The sequence below is a fragment of the Azospirillum sp. FG154 genome (assembly GCF_057809575.1).
Window position 1 is genome coordinate 256618 of the sequence record NZ_JBMDKF010000002.1, and the last position, 14523, is coordinate 271140.

A 14523-nucleotide genomic window follows, 5' to 3' on the forward strand; every position below is an offset into this window, starting at 1 on the left:
ATCAGTTGGTGGCGCGCGAAAAATCATGGCGCACTCACCAAAGCGAGAACAACCAGTGTAGAACAAGCGGCGTTACATCGCGAGGGGAGACGCTTCGCGCACTGCACGATCCCACAAGCTGGTGCGCTCGAAATGGAAGCGTGCTTCCGGCGTTTGGTCGGCGCACCCCAGATGGCGGCGCATGACCCGCAGCATCTGGCGGGCGTCGTCCCGCTTCTGGTCGAAGCGTCCGGTCGGCAGCCACGTCTTGAAGGCGGCCAATTCGTCGCCAGGCAGGCCGATGTCGGCGGCCAACCGCAAGGCGCGACCAAACCCACGCTCCCGGTACGGCAATTCCTTGGCGATGGCTTCAAGCCGCAGGCCGACGCTCGGCGACAGCACCCGCTCCGCCATGGCGTCGGCCAGGGTCCGGCGGATGTTGACCATCGCCTCCGACAGGGCTGGATAGCCAAGTTCGGCGGGGCCATGAACCACGGCGACCTCGTCGTCATCCTCAAGCCGTCCATCGCGGTAGGCTTCAAAAATCGCGCCGACGCCGATCATGCCGAACGGGTGCAGTTCGGCGGCGCGCAAGGCCCCCATGCTGGACGCGCCGAAGACCGGAATCCCCGCGTGGATGGCGAACAGAATTTCTTTGTGCCAGACCGAGGGAACGCTTTCAAAAAAGCCGTCGATGACGCCAATGGCCTTGGGCTTTTGCGCGCACAGGCGAATCACGTCGCCCTGGGCCACCGGCGGCAGGAAGGTGGCGTTCAGTTCCCGTTCGGCCTCATCGCGGGGCAGGGTGGGGCCGAGAAACACGCAGACGTCGTTCATGCGGCCTTCTCCATGGTTTGGGCCGAGGCGCGCTGCCCACGTTCACCCAGCAGATAATCGGGGGATTCATCCAGCCCTTCCAGGCCCGGCGCGATGACGCGGACCACGGGGACGCCAAATTCCGGCTTGGTCAGATCAACCGCGATCACCTCTTTGATCCCAACCGCGCGCAGCCGGTCCAACTGGTGCTGAAGATCGGCGTCGATGGTCGCCGCGCTGTGGGTTGGGCAATCGCTGAAGGGTCGTTGGCCGACGTCGGACAGGATGCGGGCCTTCCACCGCGCGTGCTGCGCCGGATCAAGATGGCGGTCATATTCGGCGCGGGGCATGTCGTCGCGCGCCCCGGCGATGAAGGTCAGGCGGCTTTGCGCGGCTTCGGTCAACGCGCGGGACAGGGCGATTTCTCGATCGGCGTGGCATCCCATGCCGTTGGCGGGGCGGATGGAGTGCTGCGGGCAATCCTCGCGCTCGACGGTGCGGCAGAGGAAGGCGGGCAGTCCGATGTCGCTGCTGATGTCCCACACGCCGACCGCGACGCCTGCGGCCTCGAAACGCTCGATCAGCGACCGGCACACAGGGTCATCGACGCTGTCGAGGTCGATGCGGGTCGCCCGCTGGGCCGCCGCGTCGCGCTGGCGCCACAGGGTGGTGGCGTCCCGCTCGATCAACTCGGTGACGGCGTGGCTGGTCGCCTCGGTCACATGGTTGCCCGACGCCAGACCGTTGGAACTGGCCAGAAAACAACCATGGCCCGGAGCCGCTGGCATGGTGAAGTTCAAATGAACCGTCTCGAACGGCGTCCATTTGCGTCCACCGTTCAGCAGGTCAACCCCTTCGATCCACAGGATCGGGGTGTGCGGGGTGTAGGCGCTGGTGGCCAACCGGGGCAGCCGATCCACATCGACCACCGGGTGGGTCCAGCGCAACTCCTCAAAACTGGCGAATTTCAGCGGAAGCGTGATGCGTTCGGCGTGGTAGCTCTCAATCGACTCCATCACGCCCGACGCCTTGGCGGCGGCCAGCGTGACGCCTTTTCCTTGCGACACGGAGATGGAGCGCGCGTTGGGGCGCGTGACCATCACGACGGGAATGCCCACCGTGTCCAGGCCGGTGACGTTGGCGACCCGCGTGATGCCCATCACAGGCAGGAAAGGAGCGACGCGGGCGAGGGTCTGCTCTGGCGCGACAATGCGATGCGTTCCCACTGTGTGGGCCTTGACCGCTTCAAAGGCGGCGGCGACGGGAGCGTCGCATTGATCGAATGGCATGGCGGAACGCCCCAGGCATGAGCATCGACGGTGATTGAGCGGTGTTGTTCCTCGCGCCTTGCCGACCTGACCGATGGAACGGAACCGATCAGAGGGAGCGCAAGGCGCGAGGAACCTCGTTCAATCTCATTCGGCCGGCGAGATGTTGTAGCGCCCAGCTTCTTGATCGGCGGTGTCATAGCCGTCCCGGCTGCCCGCCCGGATGGCTTTGCGGGGCGGCTGCGCGCCAACTTCAGCGACTTCAGAGACGCTGTGCGGGGCAACCGCGTAGAGACGGCCATCAGCGCCGCGAATCATCGAAGCCTTTGAGATCATGGTCATGAATGCGATTCCATTTCATCGGAGGTTGCACCCGGAGGTGGGCTTGGGACAGATCATTAGGTTCCTTAGCTTCTGGCGCTGTGAAGTTTTTCACAGATCAATACCCAGGTATGACCTATTCCTCGTTCCTGTTGAGCCGCTCATCCAGGAACGGTGAAAGGGGAATTGCGATGCAAGCGCTGGAAACGGTGAAGGACGGGGCGGTTGACGTCTCGTATGTGGCGGCGGCCTTGGCCCCATGGCCGATGCTTGCGGTTCGCACTGTTCCTTTGCGGGATCGGCGCATCCGCATCCGCTTGGAAGTGGCCGTTTGGGACGGTCTTGAGATTATCGCCGAGCAGTTGGGGCGCTCTGTTCACAGCCTGTGCGGCGAGGTAGACGCGGCCCGCCCGAACCACATCGCGCTGACCAGCGCCATACGCACCTATGTTCTGGAGTATTTCCGCAAACTGGCCTGAGATTGACCAGAGGATGCGGGCGGCGGTCGTTTGCCCGTCGAATTTGCGTAAGCTGATGATTGGGGAGATCCGCTCCAGCAGTCTTCGGCGCGCGCGTCAAGCGCGACCGGCCAGCAGAGTTGGGGCGAAATCTTCGCACGCGTCGAGCAATCCGGGGATCGCCAGGGTCCGGGCGATGGTCTGGACGCGGTGAATCCGGGTCATACGGTCGGCCCAGTTGCGCGCGTCGGGATGTGCGGCGTTGGCGATGAACAGGTTGCCATAGGCCTCATACGACAATTGACCGGTCTTTATAGCGACGTCGATCACGTCCTGCGCGACAGCGAGGGCGTCGCGGTGTTTTCCCGCATGCGCCAACGCTTGCGCCTGCCAAAGCAGGACTTGCGGCAGGAAAACACGCGGGTGGTAGGGGTTTCGGGCGTTCCCTTGGCGCTGAAACGACGCGAAGCTCTCCTCGAAAAGCTGGAACCCGGTCGAATGTTCGCCGGTCAGGACGCTTGCGTAACCCAATCCGCCGGTTATCAAGGGGCGCAGGATGGGCGCGCGCGCCGCTTCGGAAAGCGACAGAGCCTTGCGCAACGGCGGAATAGCCTGCTCGACATCGCCAAGCACGAGGCAGGCCCAGCCCAAATGGGCGTTTGCGTAGATTTGGGAAAAGACGTGGCGTGATTCTTCGGCGATGTCGACCGCGTGCGCGCCCGCTGAAAGGGCTTCGGCGCGGCGGTTGAGACCGGCCAGACTGCGCGCGCTGACGCTGGGTGGGTGAACGGCGGCAAAGGTGGCCATGCCATAATTGCCAACCTCCAAATTCCCCCGCAACAGGGCGTCTCCGGCGCTCAACGTGGCCAGCGCCTGGGCGAAATACCCTTGATCGGAAAGGACGCCGCCCAAACGGAACAGCAATTGAATGCGGATTTGCTGGTGGTCCCGGGCTTCAAGCGCCTGCAAACCCTGTCGGCACACGGCGATCGCGTCCTCCAACTCGCCGTAAGCCCAGAGAAAGGAAACCAGCGTCGCGTTGGCTTGGGCCAGACGCGTCGAATCATCGGACTCCTCAGCCAAAGCGCGGGCTTGATTCAGATGGTCGTGAACATCGGTTCCACCACGCGGCAACAGGGTCCGAGGCAGGTCGATCAGCAGATCAATCCGGCGCGGGATGTTGCGTCGGGATTTGTCCAACGCGTTCAGGGCGCTCAGGGCGTTGCGGTAGTGGCGCGTGGCGTCTTCCAGCTTTGAACGGGATTCCGCCTTGCGCCCGGCCCGGCGACCACAGACATAGGCGGCGCTCCAGCTTTCAGCCCGAAAAGCGTGGTGAGCCAACAGATCGATCCGATTGGGCAAATCGGCGACGCGCCGCTTGCGCAACGCGCGGAAGACGTTGGCGTGCAGGGCCTTGCGGGCCGCCTTGGTCAGGGTGGCGTAGGCGGTTTCCTGGATCATGGTGTGGTGGAAGGCGTATTCCAAATTGGGCAGCAAGCGCGTCCGTAGGATGAAGCCAGCCCGTTCCAGATAGCTCAAAGATTTTTCCAACCCGTCGCCCTGCGGAGAGGCCAGGGCGCTCAACAGACCGATGTCGAAGGTTGGGCCGATCACCGCCGCGTTCAGCAGCACTTGACGGTGGTTTTGATCCAGCAAATCCATCCTTGCGGCCAGCAGCCCGTGCAGGGATCGCGGCAGATTTTGCGCCGCCAGCGGATCGATCAGGCGAAAGGCGCCCGGCGTTCCGGCAATCGCTTTGGTGGATTCCAGCGCCCGAAGGATTTCTTCAAGATACAGCGGAACCCCCTGGCTGCGGTCCGCCACCTGGGTTTTCAGATCGGTCAGGGACCAGTCGGGGCCAAGCCAATGGTTGAGAAATTGCTCCCCCTGCTGGCGGGACAGGGTTTTCAAATCGAGGCAGCGGATGCTCTTGGCCGGCGCCCAACCTTCCACGCTGGATTCCAGGCGCAAGGCCGGTGGCCGCATGGTGACGATCACCAGCAGGCGCGCGGTCTGGCCGGTCAACGCGGCGGTCAGCGCGTTGAGAAGGCGGATCATCACCGGACGAGCCCAATGGGCGTCTTCGACCAGCACCAACATCGGATGATGGGCTGACAGGTCGAGCAGCGCCCCCACCAGCCCTTCAATGGCCAGGGTCAGCCGTTGAGACGGGTCAAGGCCGTTCCACAGTGGGGTTAGAGCGTCGAAGCCGAGCAATTCGCGCACAGCGTCGGCGGCCTGGGAACCGACCCGCCCTTCGGCGGCGGCCACAACGCGCTGAGCGCCGTCGTCGTTGGCCGACTCCGCCACCTGGACGGCGAGATTTTGAGCCACCGCCTCCAGATCGTCGAGATCGCCCAGGCGACGGACGGGCATCTGCGACCATAACAGAACGGTCCATCGGCGATTCCGGGAGTTTCTTAGGAACTCGCCGACCAAACGGGATTTGCCGATGCCGGCCTCGCCGCGCAGAATCAAGGCCGCCGCCTGTCCGGCTTCGGCCTGCGCGGCCAATTGGTTGATGGTCGCCATCTCCGAGTCCCGCCCGATAAAGGGGGCGTTGGTCGCGCGCAGCAGATCGGTGGCGGTCCGGCGCACCGCCCGCGCGCCCTCCAAGGCAAAGGCGGGCATCGGCACGGCGCCCTTGGCCAGGATGAGGCTGCCGACCGGTCGGACAGCCACGCCGACCGGAGCAAGGTCGAGGGTGTCCAGGCTCAACTGGGCGCTGTTGGGGTCGGCGCGCTGTTGCAGCTTTGCGGCAAGATGAACGCATTCGCCAACCGCGCGGTAATCGGCCCAGACGCCGCTTTCCACGACATGGGCCACCACATCGCCGGAACTGATGCCGATGCGGACTTGGAAATCGGGAAGATCGGCGGCTTCGACCGTGGCGCGGACCATGTCCTGGGCGGCCAGACAGGCGCGCAGAGCGTGGTCTTCCTGGGCGTTCGGGGCGCCGAACACGGCCATGAAGCCGTCGCCCAAAAGTTGCGACACCATGCCGTCGTAACGGGGAACCGCTTCGATCAGACTGTTCAGAATCGACAACAAAATCTGGTCGGCGTCTTCCGGGTCACGACCAGCGACCAGGGCGGAGGAGCTGACGATGTCGACGAACAGGGTGGTGAGGACTTTGCGCTCAGGCGTCTTGCCGCGCACAGGGCGTGCAACGTCATGGGGAGCCGAACCTCCCAAACCTTCGATGATCCTCTCGACCACCGCCATGTCCGCCCCCCTGCGGAATCCGCGTTGACATATTAGAGCATGTATTTTGCATTTTGTGGATATCTCAGCGCTGCAAAGCAGATTCTTTTTCACGCTGAGAGAACGATGCATACTATAGTATGCAATTGATGAAAAAGAGAAAGCGCCGAGAATACTCCCGACGCTTTCTTTCTCATTCAGTTTCCGTTGGTTGCGTGAACAACCTCAACGAGGGATGGCAAGACCTTCCACCTGCGACACGTCGCGCACCGCGCCTCGGTCGGCGCTGGTGGTCAGCGCGGCGTAAGCGCGCAGAGCGGGGGAAACCACACGGTCGCGCGCAACCGGTTTCCATCCATCCACACCCTTTGCGTTCATCGCGTCACGGCGAGTCTGCAACGCTTCGTCGCTGATGGCCAGGCGAATGGTGCGGTTGGGGATGTCGATTTCGATGCGGTCGCCTTCTTCCACCAGACCGATGGCGCCGCCGCTGGCCGCTTCCGGCGAAGCGTGGCCGATCGACAGGCCGGAGGTGCCGCCGGAGAAACGCCCGTCGGTGACGAGCGCGCAGGCCTTGCCCAGCCCCTTCGACTTCAGATAGCTGGTCGGGTAGAGCATTTCCTGCATGCCGGGGCCGCCGCGCGGGCCTTCGTAGCGGATGATGACGACGTCGCCCGCCTTCACCGTGTCGCCCAGAATCCCGGCGACGGCGTCGTCCTGGCTTTCAAACACGCGGGCCGGACCGGCGAAGACGAGGTTGGCGGCGTCGACGCCCGCCGTCTTCACGATGCAGCCCTTTTCGGCGATGTTGCCGTACAGAACGGCCAGACCGCCGTCCTTGCTGAAGGCGGTCTCGGCGTTGCGGATGACGCCAGTTTCGCGGTTGAGGTCCAGTTCCGGCCAGCGACGTTCCTGGCTGAAGGGAACCACGGTCGGGATGCCGCCGGGGGCGGCCTTGTAGAGGGTGTGAACCGCCGGATCGTCGGTGCGGATGACGTCCCAACGGTCGATCGCCTCGCCCAGGCTGGGGGCGTGGACGGTCGGGGCGTCGCGGTTCAGCAGACCGGCCCGGTCCAACTCGCCGAGAATGCCGAAGATGCCGCCCGCCCGGTGCACGTCCTCGATGTGGACGTCGGAGACGGCGGGGGCCACCTTGCAGACGTTGGGAACGCGGCGCGACAGACGGTCGATGTCGGCCATGGTGAAATCGACCTCGCCCTCCTGGGCGGCGGCCAGAATGTGGAGAACGGTGTTGGTCGAACCGCCCATGGCGATGTCCAGGGTCATCGCGTTTTCAAAGGCGGCCTTGGTCGCGATGTTGCGCGGCAGGGCGGAGGCGTCCTCCTCCTGATACCAGCGGCGGCAGAGATCGACGGCGACGCGGCCCGCCTTGAGGAACAGTTCCTTGCGGTCGGCGTGGGTGGCCAAAATGGTGCCGTTGCCGGGCAGCGACAGGCCCAGCGCTTCGGTCAGGCAGTTCATCGAGTTGGCGGTGAACATGCCGGAACAGGAGCCGCAGGTCGGGCAGGAGCCGCGTTCCATCTCCGCCGCTTCCTCGTCGGTCACGGTGGGATCGGCGGCGGCGACCATGGCGTCGATCAGATCGACCGACTTCACCTTGCCGCGCCACTTGACCTTGCCAGCCTCCATCGGGCCGCCCGAGACGAAGATCGCCGGGATGTTCAGGCGCATGGCGGCCATCAGCATGCCGGGCGTGATCTTGTCGCAGTTGGAGATGCAGACCAGCGCGTCGGCGCAATGGGCGTTGGCCATATACTCCACGGCGTCGGCGATCAATTCGCGCGAAGGCAGGCTGTAGAGCATGCCGCCATGGCCCATGGCGATGCCGTCATCCACCGCGATGGTGTTGAATTCCTTGGCGACGCCGCCCGCCTTTTCGATTTCACGGGCGACGAGCTGACCCAAATCCTTCAGATGGACGTGGCCCGGAACGAATTGGGTGAAGGAGTTGGCGATGGCGATGATCGGCTTGCCGAAATCGCCGTCCTTCATGCCGGTGGCCCGCCACAGACCGCGTGCGCCCGCCATGTTGCGGCCATGGGTGGAGGTGCGGGAACGGTAATGCGGCATGGACGTGTCCTCGACTGATCGCGCGCGGGCGGTTTCGCGAAAGGAATGGGAAGAAACAGGTGGGCACCTTAGCAATCTCCTGTCGGCGTTTCCAGAGCCGCGACGGGGGGCGAAGCCCTGCCATGCGTGACGTGGGCGGCGCTGGGTCATGGGGCGGGCCAGAGCCAATCTTCCAACCGGCGCGGACTCGTGGCACAACCCGCAGCGCGGTCGTTCCCGTGGCCGCCGCTTGCTTCGGAATGATCCTCGCCATGAACCAGACGCTTTCCCACTCCTCGGCCCTTGACCGCCTGTCGCGGGCGCCTTGGTGGGCGCTGTGCCTGGGGCTTGCGGCTGTCATGGCGCTGTCCGTTCTGCTGGTTGGTTTTAGGCTGCCCTATTGGGTGCACGCCGATCAGGATCTGGTGCTGGCCTATCATGGCCTGCTGTTTGGCGACGGCTTGCCGCAGGAGTATTTCGACCATCCCGGTTACGGCTATTTCCTGGTCATCGACGGTTGGTATCGGCTGCTCCACGCGCTGGGTCTTCTGCCGGTCGCCCGTTTGTCGGCGCTGCCGCCAGCCAGCGACGCGGCGGCCAACGCGGCGGCGTGGCAGGCGTTGGTTGAGGCCGGGCGGGCGCTGTCCATTGTCCTGACCGCGCTGTTCGCCGTCACCTACGCGACGCTGGTCCGCGACCTGGTCGGGGATCGCCGGGTGGCGCTGCTGGCGGGGGTGCTGTTGGCCTTCGGCGTCGGTTTGACGGCGCAGGGGCGGCAGATGCGCACGGATTTGTTGTCGGCGGGATTCGTCGTCACCGCATTGTTGATGGCTCTGGTCGCGGTGCGGCAACCGCCGGGGAAGACGGGCCGCTCCCTGCTGTTGCTGGGCGGGGCCGGACTGCTGGTCGCCTTGGCGATGGCGACCAAGGTGCAGGCTGTGTTTCTGGCGCTGGTGATACCCGTGGCCGCCCTGCTGTTCGGGCGGCGCTTCGTCGGAGAGGCGGGCTCTTGGGGGCGGACGGCGCTGCTGGCGGCGCTGGCGGCCGCAGCGCTGGTTCCGGCGGTCGGCTTGATGGCTGACGGGATCGCGTCGTGGGGGCAGGCGGTCTATCCCTACACCTCGGTCGGCGGCGGACTGTCGGGGCGTTACCAGGGCGTGGTCGTCGGATGGGGCGTGTTGGGCGTGTTGGCGTATGGCTGGGTCTGGCGGACGCCGTTGGTTCACAATCTGGCGGCGCTAGCGGCGCTGGCCTTGGGGATCGCGCTTGGGCTGCTGGCGCTGGAGATCCGTTACAACCTGCAAAACGTCATCGCTGTGGCGAATTTCATTGAGCACATGTTCGTCTTCACCTCCTGGCGGCACGCCAGCGCCTTGCAAGGTCAGGGGCAGGTGGTTGGCGAGGGGCTGTTGACCCTGCTGATGAGCGGCGTTGGGCGGACGCTGGCGATCCGCACCATCATCCTGCACCCCGACAACATCCCGCAGACGGTCATCGTCGAATGGTTCGCTCTGGGCGGCGCGCTGGTTCTGTGGCGTCGGGGCGAGCGGTTGGCGGCGCTTCAGGCGTTGTTCCTGATTCTGGTCGCTTGGGGACTGGAATCGCTGTTTTCCCTGCGTGGCTTTCAGCGGGCCTACGCGGCTTACACGGATCCCTTGGTGGTTCTGTCCGCCGCGTGGGTGCTTGCGCGACTGCCGGAGCTGTTGGACGGCGCCCGGTCCCGCCGTTGGATCGTCGGCGGAGTGGCCCTGGTGGTGGTGGCCGCCCACGCTTGGCCGATCATCGAGACGCGCCGTTTGCCGAACCCGGCCAGCCATTGCGACTGGATTCCAACCTACCTGCCGCGCGTCGAACCCTTTCCGTTCTGCCGTTGAGCGACGGAAGCGGACGAGCCTCAAGCGCGGGCGCGGTCGATGGCCTCCAGCACCCCGGCGCTGTCCATGGCGTCGAATTCCGGGCGGTGATGCACGATCACGCGCGGACCGGAGCTGTGAATTGGGTTCGACGCGTCGGAGAACACGGCGACCGTCGGGCAGCCGACGGCGGCGATGAGGTGGGTCGGCCCGGTGTCGTTGCCAACCGCCGCCCAGGCCCGCCGCGCCAACCCACCCAACTCCGGCACACTGGTCTTTGCGGTCAGATCGACGGTTTGCGGACAGAGTTCGGCGATGGAGCGGGCGATGTCCGCCTCTATAGCCGTGCCGATGACGACGGGCGTCACCCCGCGCTGGACCAGCGCCGCCGCGATTTCCGCGTAGCGTCGCATCGGCCATCGTTTGTCCGGGCGTCCGGGGGAGGAGCCGGGGATCAGCAGAGCGAAGGGGGTGGGGATGCCGAAACGAGCAATGTCGGCGTCCAGCCAGCCCAGATCCGGCACGGGATCCGGGACGATGCCAAAAGGAGCCAATTGTCGGGCGTAGCGTTGGAGAACCGGCGTCTTGCGTCGCCCGTCATAGCGGTCCGGGTGGGACGCGCCCGGCGCCGTGCCCGACCATTCCGGCCAAGGGCCTGGAAAGAACAGGCGGAAATACAGGTCGGTGCGGGTTTGCGCCTGCAAATCATAAACGCGGTCGAATCGCCCGGCGCGCAGCGTTCGGCGCACCGCCAGATAGGCGGACAAGGAGCGCTCGCGCGGATCTTCCAACACCTCGTCGAACAGGCCGCTCATCCGAGCCAGAGGGGCCAGGGATGGGATGGTCAACAGACTCAGCCGATCACCCGCATGGTGACGGCGGATGGCGGCGAAACTGGTTTGGGCCAAGAAGAAATCGCCAAAAGCGCCCAGCTTGACGATCAGAATCCGCCGCTGTCGCGCGGAGGCGTGGCTGTGGTCGGCGGCGCTCATCGCCCATCCGCCGGAACACGGGCTGCCAGCCGAAGCGTCAGCCCCGCCGCGAGAAAACCCGCCATCCACCAGGGTTGCCACACCCCATAGGCGGTGCTTATCATCGCCAGCCCGGTGGCGAACAAGGCGAGCGCGAAGGGTTGATCCCGCTGGTCGAGACTCTTGACGCCGTTCAGCAGCAGCAGCGTGATCGCCAGAGCCAGGGCCGCGCCCACCCCCCCCAGCTCCAGCCATACTTGCAAGAAGGCGTTGTGCGGGTGCAGCGGCAGCAGGCTGTCGGTGATCGGCGAGAAGCGCGACACCTCGCCATGCGGGGCCAACGCCCGTGAAGCGTCGATTCCCTGCCCCAGCAGCGGTGTTTCAAGCGCGCGGTCGGCCGCCATGCCCCAAATCTCGACCCGATGCTGGGCGGAGGTGAACAACCAGGGCGCGCGCGTCAGATCCAGAACACGGTCGAACAGCAGCACCAGCGGCAGCACGGCGACAAAGGCCGCCGACACCACCGCGCCCAGCAGGCGGCGGGTCATCGGACGGGACCAGAGGGCCAACGCATAAGCCGCAAGACCAATGGCGATGCCCAGCATGGCCGACCGACTGGTCAACGGCAGACAGAGCAAGGCGTAGGCCACCGGCAAGGCGAGAGCCAAGCGGCGGCGCCCGATCCGGTCGATGGCCAGCGCGGCGGGCCACACCAACAGGCACAACAGCGCCGAACTGCGTTTGGGAACGTTGCTGTAGAGGATCTGGGCGATGTCCTCGGCGGGTATGGCGTTCCACCAGCGATGAACCGGAAAATTCAGCAGCGCCTCGATTCCGAACAGCGCCACCCCGGCCAGCAGACCGCCCAGGAACAGACCGGTCAACCGCCGGGCCTCCACGCCGGGCTGTTGCGACACCCAAGCCCCACCGACCAGCGCGCCAAGAGCGATGTAGCCAATTTCGGCGACGGTGGCGATCGACCGGCCAGACGGACTCCACAGACAAGACAGCAGAGCCAACAAAAGGAAAAGCCCGACCAGCGTCGTGGGAACCAGCGCGCGAATCAGCCGCCCCACCGCCTGCCGTCGCGCAAGCCCGGCGAAGGCGATCACGGTGGTCAGAATGGCCCACACCGGCAACCCGCGCGGGGCCAGCGCCGCCAATGGGCCGAGCGACGCCGCCGAAAACCCGGACGCCGCCGTCAGCAGAATCTCGGGCAAACCGTTGGAAGACGCGTGACGCGACAAAGGGAGGGCCATGGACACACAAACGGGGGGTTGCTGTGGGTTGTCGCGACTTAACAGAACTCCTGACGAGAAAGCAACGGGCGCCACGGGCGCTACCCCTGATCCGCCGCGCTCGCCCTTGAGCGGCTCATGGCGTCCATTGACATTTCATAAAATTAACATAAAATACAAATTATCTATCTGTGGGAGGTTCGTGGCATGACCGAACCAATTCCAAACACAGCGTTTCCAATGGCGCAGGACGGCCACGCGTTGTTGAGCGTCGTCGTGGCCCAGCCGTTGGCTTCGGCCATTGTCGCGTTTTTTCTGCTCTACGCATTGTTGACGGTGTTTTTGCGGCTGGCGGATTGGGCGGAACCACCGTTGCGTCGCCCCCGCCGCCCAACAAGCCCCACACCGCAGCCGAAACTCTGGCGCTTCCGCTGAAGCGCGGTCCGCGCGCCCTTCGCCTGCGTTACGTGGACGCTTGCCAGCCGCAGGCGGCGAGCGCCTCGACCATGTGAGACGGCGGCGGGGCCACAGCCGTCACTGGCGGATATTGATGGGCCAGTTGAAAGGCGACGGACCGAGCCACCAGATGCAAATTTCCCGGCGGGATGCGTTCCGGTCCGTAAAATGGTTCGCCAATCAGCGGGCAGCCGATGGCGGCGCAATGAACGCGAAGCTGGTGGGTGCGTCCGGTGCGCGGCGTCAGCTCCAACCAGGAGCGCCGCCGTTCCTCGTCAACGCCCAGCACCCGGTATTCGGTGATCGCTGGCTGGCCGGTCGGGTCGGGCAGAATGTTCCACGCTCCCGGCTCCGTGATCTTCAGCAGCGGCAGGTCGATCACCCCCTGCGGCGTGTCCGGCACGCCATCGGCCACCGCCCAATAGGTCTTGGCGACGTGACCGGCGGCGAACATGGCGCCCAGCCGTTTCAGCGACCACAGGGTGCGACCCAAAATCAGGCAACCGGCGGTGTCGCGGTCCAGGCGATGAGCAAGCTTTGGCGGCGCGCCGTCGGCGTCGGCCAAGGCGGGCAGATACAGTTCGAGATGATCGACGATGCGCCCGGATTTGTGAACGGCCAGCCCGGCGGGCTTGTCGATCACGAACAGCCAAGGGTCTTCATGCAGCACGCGGGCGCGCAGCGAGTCGGGGGTCAGGGTGGGCGTCATGGCCGCAACATGGACCAGCTCCCGCCGGGCGCGCAAGGGCGAAGCCATGGCGGGGCGGCACGGTGTCGCGGTTCTGTGGAAGGTTCGGAATAATCGCCCCGCGTCGGTGTTCATCATGACAAGGTGACGGCGCGCGCTGGTCTGGAAGGTTTGTTGCGCAGGATGCCAAGGCGTGGCAGAAAGCCGACGGAACGGCGGCGCTGGCGCCAAGCTGGTCGGTTTCCGATCTATGAACGACATGTTTCAACGATAAGAGAACCTCAATGCGAAAACCCGTGCGCAAGGTGGTGTTCCCCGTCGCCGGTCTCGGCACGCGCTTCCTGCCCGCCACCAAGGCGATCCCGAAGGAAATGTTGCCTTTGGTCGATCGCCCGCTGTTGCAGCACGCCGTGGAAGAGGCGCGGGCGGCTGGCATCGAGGATTTCGTGTTCGTCACGGGCCGTTCCAAGCGCGCCATCGAAGACCATTTTGACGCCGACACCGAACTGAACCGCACCCTTGAGGAGCGCGGCAAGCTCGACGCCCTGGAAGAGGTGCGGCACAGCGAGATCGCGCCGGGTCGCTGCTTCTACACCCGTCAGCAGGTTCCGCTGGGTCTGGGCCACGCGGTGTGGTGCGCCCGCGCGGTGATCGGCAACGACCCCTTCGCCATCGTGCTGCCCGACGATTTCGTGCAGGGAAACACGCCCTGCCTGAAACAGATGGTCGAGGCCTATGACGAGGTGGGCGGCAACATCGTCGCCGTCGTCGATGTGCCGCGCGAACACACCAGCCGCTATGGCATTCTTGACGTCGAAAAGGACGATGGCCGTCTGGCCACCGTGCGCGGTCTGGTCGAAAAGCCCAAGCCGGAGGACGCGCCGTCGACCCTGTCGATCATCGGTCGCTACATCCTCCAGCCGGAAATTTTCGAGCATCTGGAGTTGCAGCAGCGCGGCGCGGGCAACGAAATCCAGTTGACCGACGCGATGGCCAAGCTGATCGGCAACCAACCCTTCCACGGCCTGCGCTTTGAAGGCACGCGTTTTGACTGCGGCGACAAGGTCGGCTTCATCGAGGCGACCGTCGCCTACGCGCTGAAGCGGCCCGACATGGCCGACAAGGTGCGTGAGATGCTGCGGAAATATTGCTGATCCACGGAAATTGTTGGAAACATACACCCGCCGCCGTTCGTTGACCC

General features: G+C 65.1%; 11 protein-coding genes. 3 read left to right on the forward strand and 8 right to left on the reverse strand.

Translation table 11 applies throughout. The features are described 5' to 3' along the window. Positions 1–72 precede the first annotated feature (72 nt). The 3 genes from ACODS4_RS03365 to ACODS4_RS03375 form a co-directional block, all read right to left on the reverse strand. Positions 73–816 carry a TfuA-like protein gene (locus tag ACODS4_RS03365; RefSeq protein WP_488860714.1) on the reverse strand — a complete coding sequence of 248 codons (744 nt, stop codon included), beginning with the start codon at positions 814–816 and terminating at the stop codon, positions 73–75. After that, positions 813–2084 (reverse strand): YcaO-like family protein, encoded by a 1272-nt coding sequence (locus tag ACODS4_RS03370; RefSeq protein ID WP_488860716.1) that lies wholly within the window; start codon positions 2082–2084, stop codon positions 813–815. Before ACODS4_RS03370 ends, ACODS4_RS03365 begins: the two co-directional genes overlap by 4 nt. Positions 2085–2210: 126 nt before the next feature. Continuing rightward, on the reverse strand, positions 2211–2405 hold the full coding sequence (locus tag ACODS4_RS03375) for a hypothetical protein (RefSeq protein WP_488860718.1): 195 nt from the start codon (positions 2403–2405) through the stop codon (positions 2211–2213). Positions 2406–2575: 170 nt separating this feature from the next. Here ACODS4_RS03375 and ACODS4_RS03380 point away from each other — a divergent pair, with 170 nt between their 5' ends. Further along, the gene (locus tag ACODS4_RS03380) at positions 2576–2863 is read left to right on the forward strand and encodes a ribbon-helix-helix domain-containing protein (RefSeq protein ID WP_488860720.1); all 288 of its coding nucleotides are present in this window, start codon (positions 2576–2578) and stop codon (positions 2861–2863) included. 96 nt (positions 2864–2959) lie between these two features. On the opposite strand, the gene ACODS4_RS03385 is transcribed toward ACODS4_RS03380, so the two are convergent. Continuing rightward, positions 2960–6067: an ATP-binding protein gene (locus ACODS4_RS03385; RefSeq protein WP_488860722.1), complete on the reverse strand. Its 3108-nt coding sequence runs from the start codon at positions 6065–6067 to the stop codon at positions 2960–2962. A gap of 204 nt (positions 6068–6271) precedes the next feature. Further along, on the reverse strand, positions 6272–8137 hold the full coding sequence (ilvD, locus tag ACODS4_RS03390; RefSeq protein ID WP_488860724.1) for a dihydroxy-acid dehydratase: 1866 nt from the start codon (positions 8135–8137) through the stop codon (positions 6272–6274). A gap of 251 nt (positions 8138–8388) precedes the next feature. Here ilvD and ACODS4_RS03395 point away from each other — a divergent pair, with 251 nt between their 5' ends. After that, entirely contained in the window at positions 8389–9990 is a 1602-nt protein-coding gene (locus ACODS4_RS03395; RefSeq protein WP_488860726.1) for a phospholipid carrier-dependent glycosyltransferase, read from the forward strand. 20 nt (positions 9991–10010) lie between these two features. Here the strand turns inward: ACODS4_RS03395 and ACODS4_RS03400 are convergent, their stop codons facing one another. From ACODS4_RS03400 to ACODS4_RS03410, 3 genes are all read right to left on the reverse strand, one after another. Beyond that, positions 10011–10961 carry a glycosyltransferase family 9 protein gene (locus ACODS4_RS03400; protein WP_488860728.1) on the reverse strand — a complete coding sequence of 317 codons (951 nt, stop codon included), beginning with the start codon at positions 10959–10961 and terminating at the stop codon, positions 10011–10013. Then, on the reverse strand, positions 10958–12199 hold the full coding sequence (locus ACODS4_RS03405; RefSeq protein ID WP_488860730.1) for an O-antigen ligase family protein: 1242 nt from the start codon (positions 12197–12199) through the stop codon (positions 10958–10960). Before ACODS4_RS03405 ends, ACODS4_RS03400 begins: the two co-directional genes overlap by 4 nt. Positions 12200–12641: 442 nt before the next feature. Further along, positions 12642–13391, reverse strand: a complete 750-nt coding sequence (locus ACODS4_RS03410; protein WP_488860731.1) for an RluA family pseudouridine synthase — start codon at positions 13389–13391, stop codon at positions 12642–12644. Between the two features lie 215 nt (positions 13392–13606). Here ACODS4_RS03410 and galU point away from each other — a divergent pair, with 215 nt between their 5' ends. Beyond that, positions 13607–14476 carry a UTP--glucose-1-phosphate uridylyltransferase GalU gene (gene galU / locus ACODS4_RS03415; RefSeq protein WP_488860733.1) on the forward strand — a complete coding sequence of 290 codons (870 nt, stop codon included), beginning with the start codon at positions 13607–13609 and terminating at the stop codon, positions 14474–14476. Positions 14477–14523: the final 47 nt, after the last annotated feature.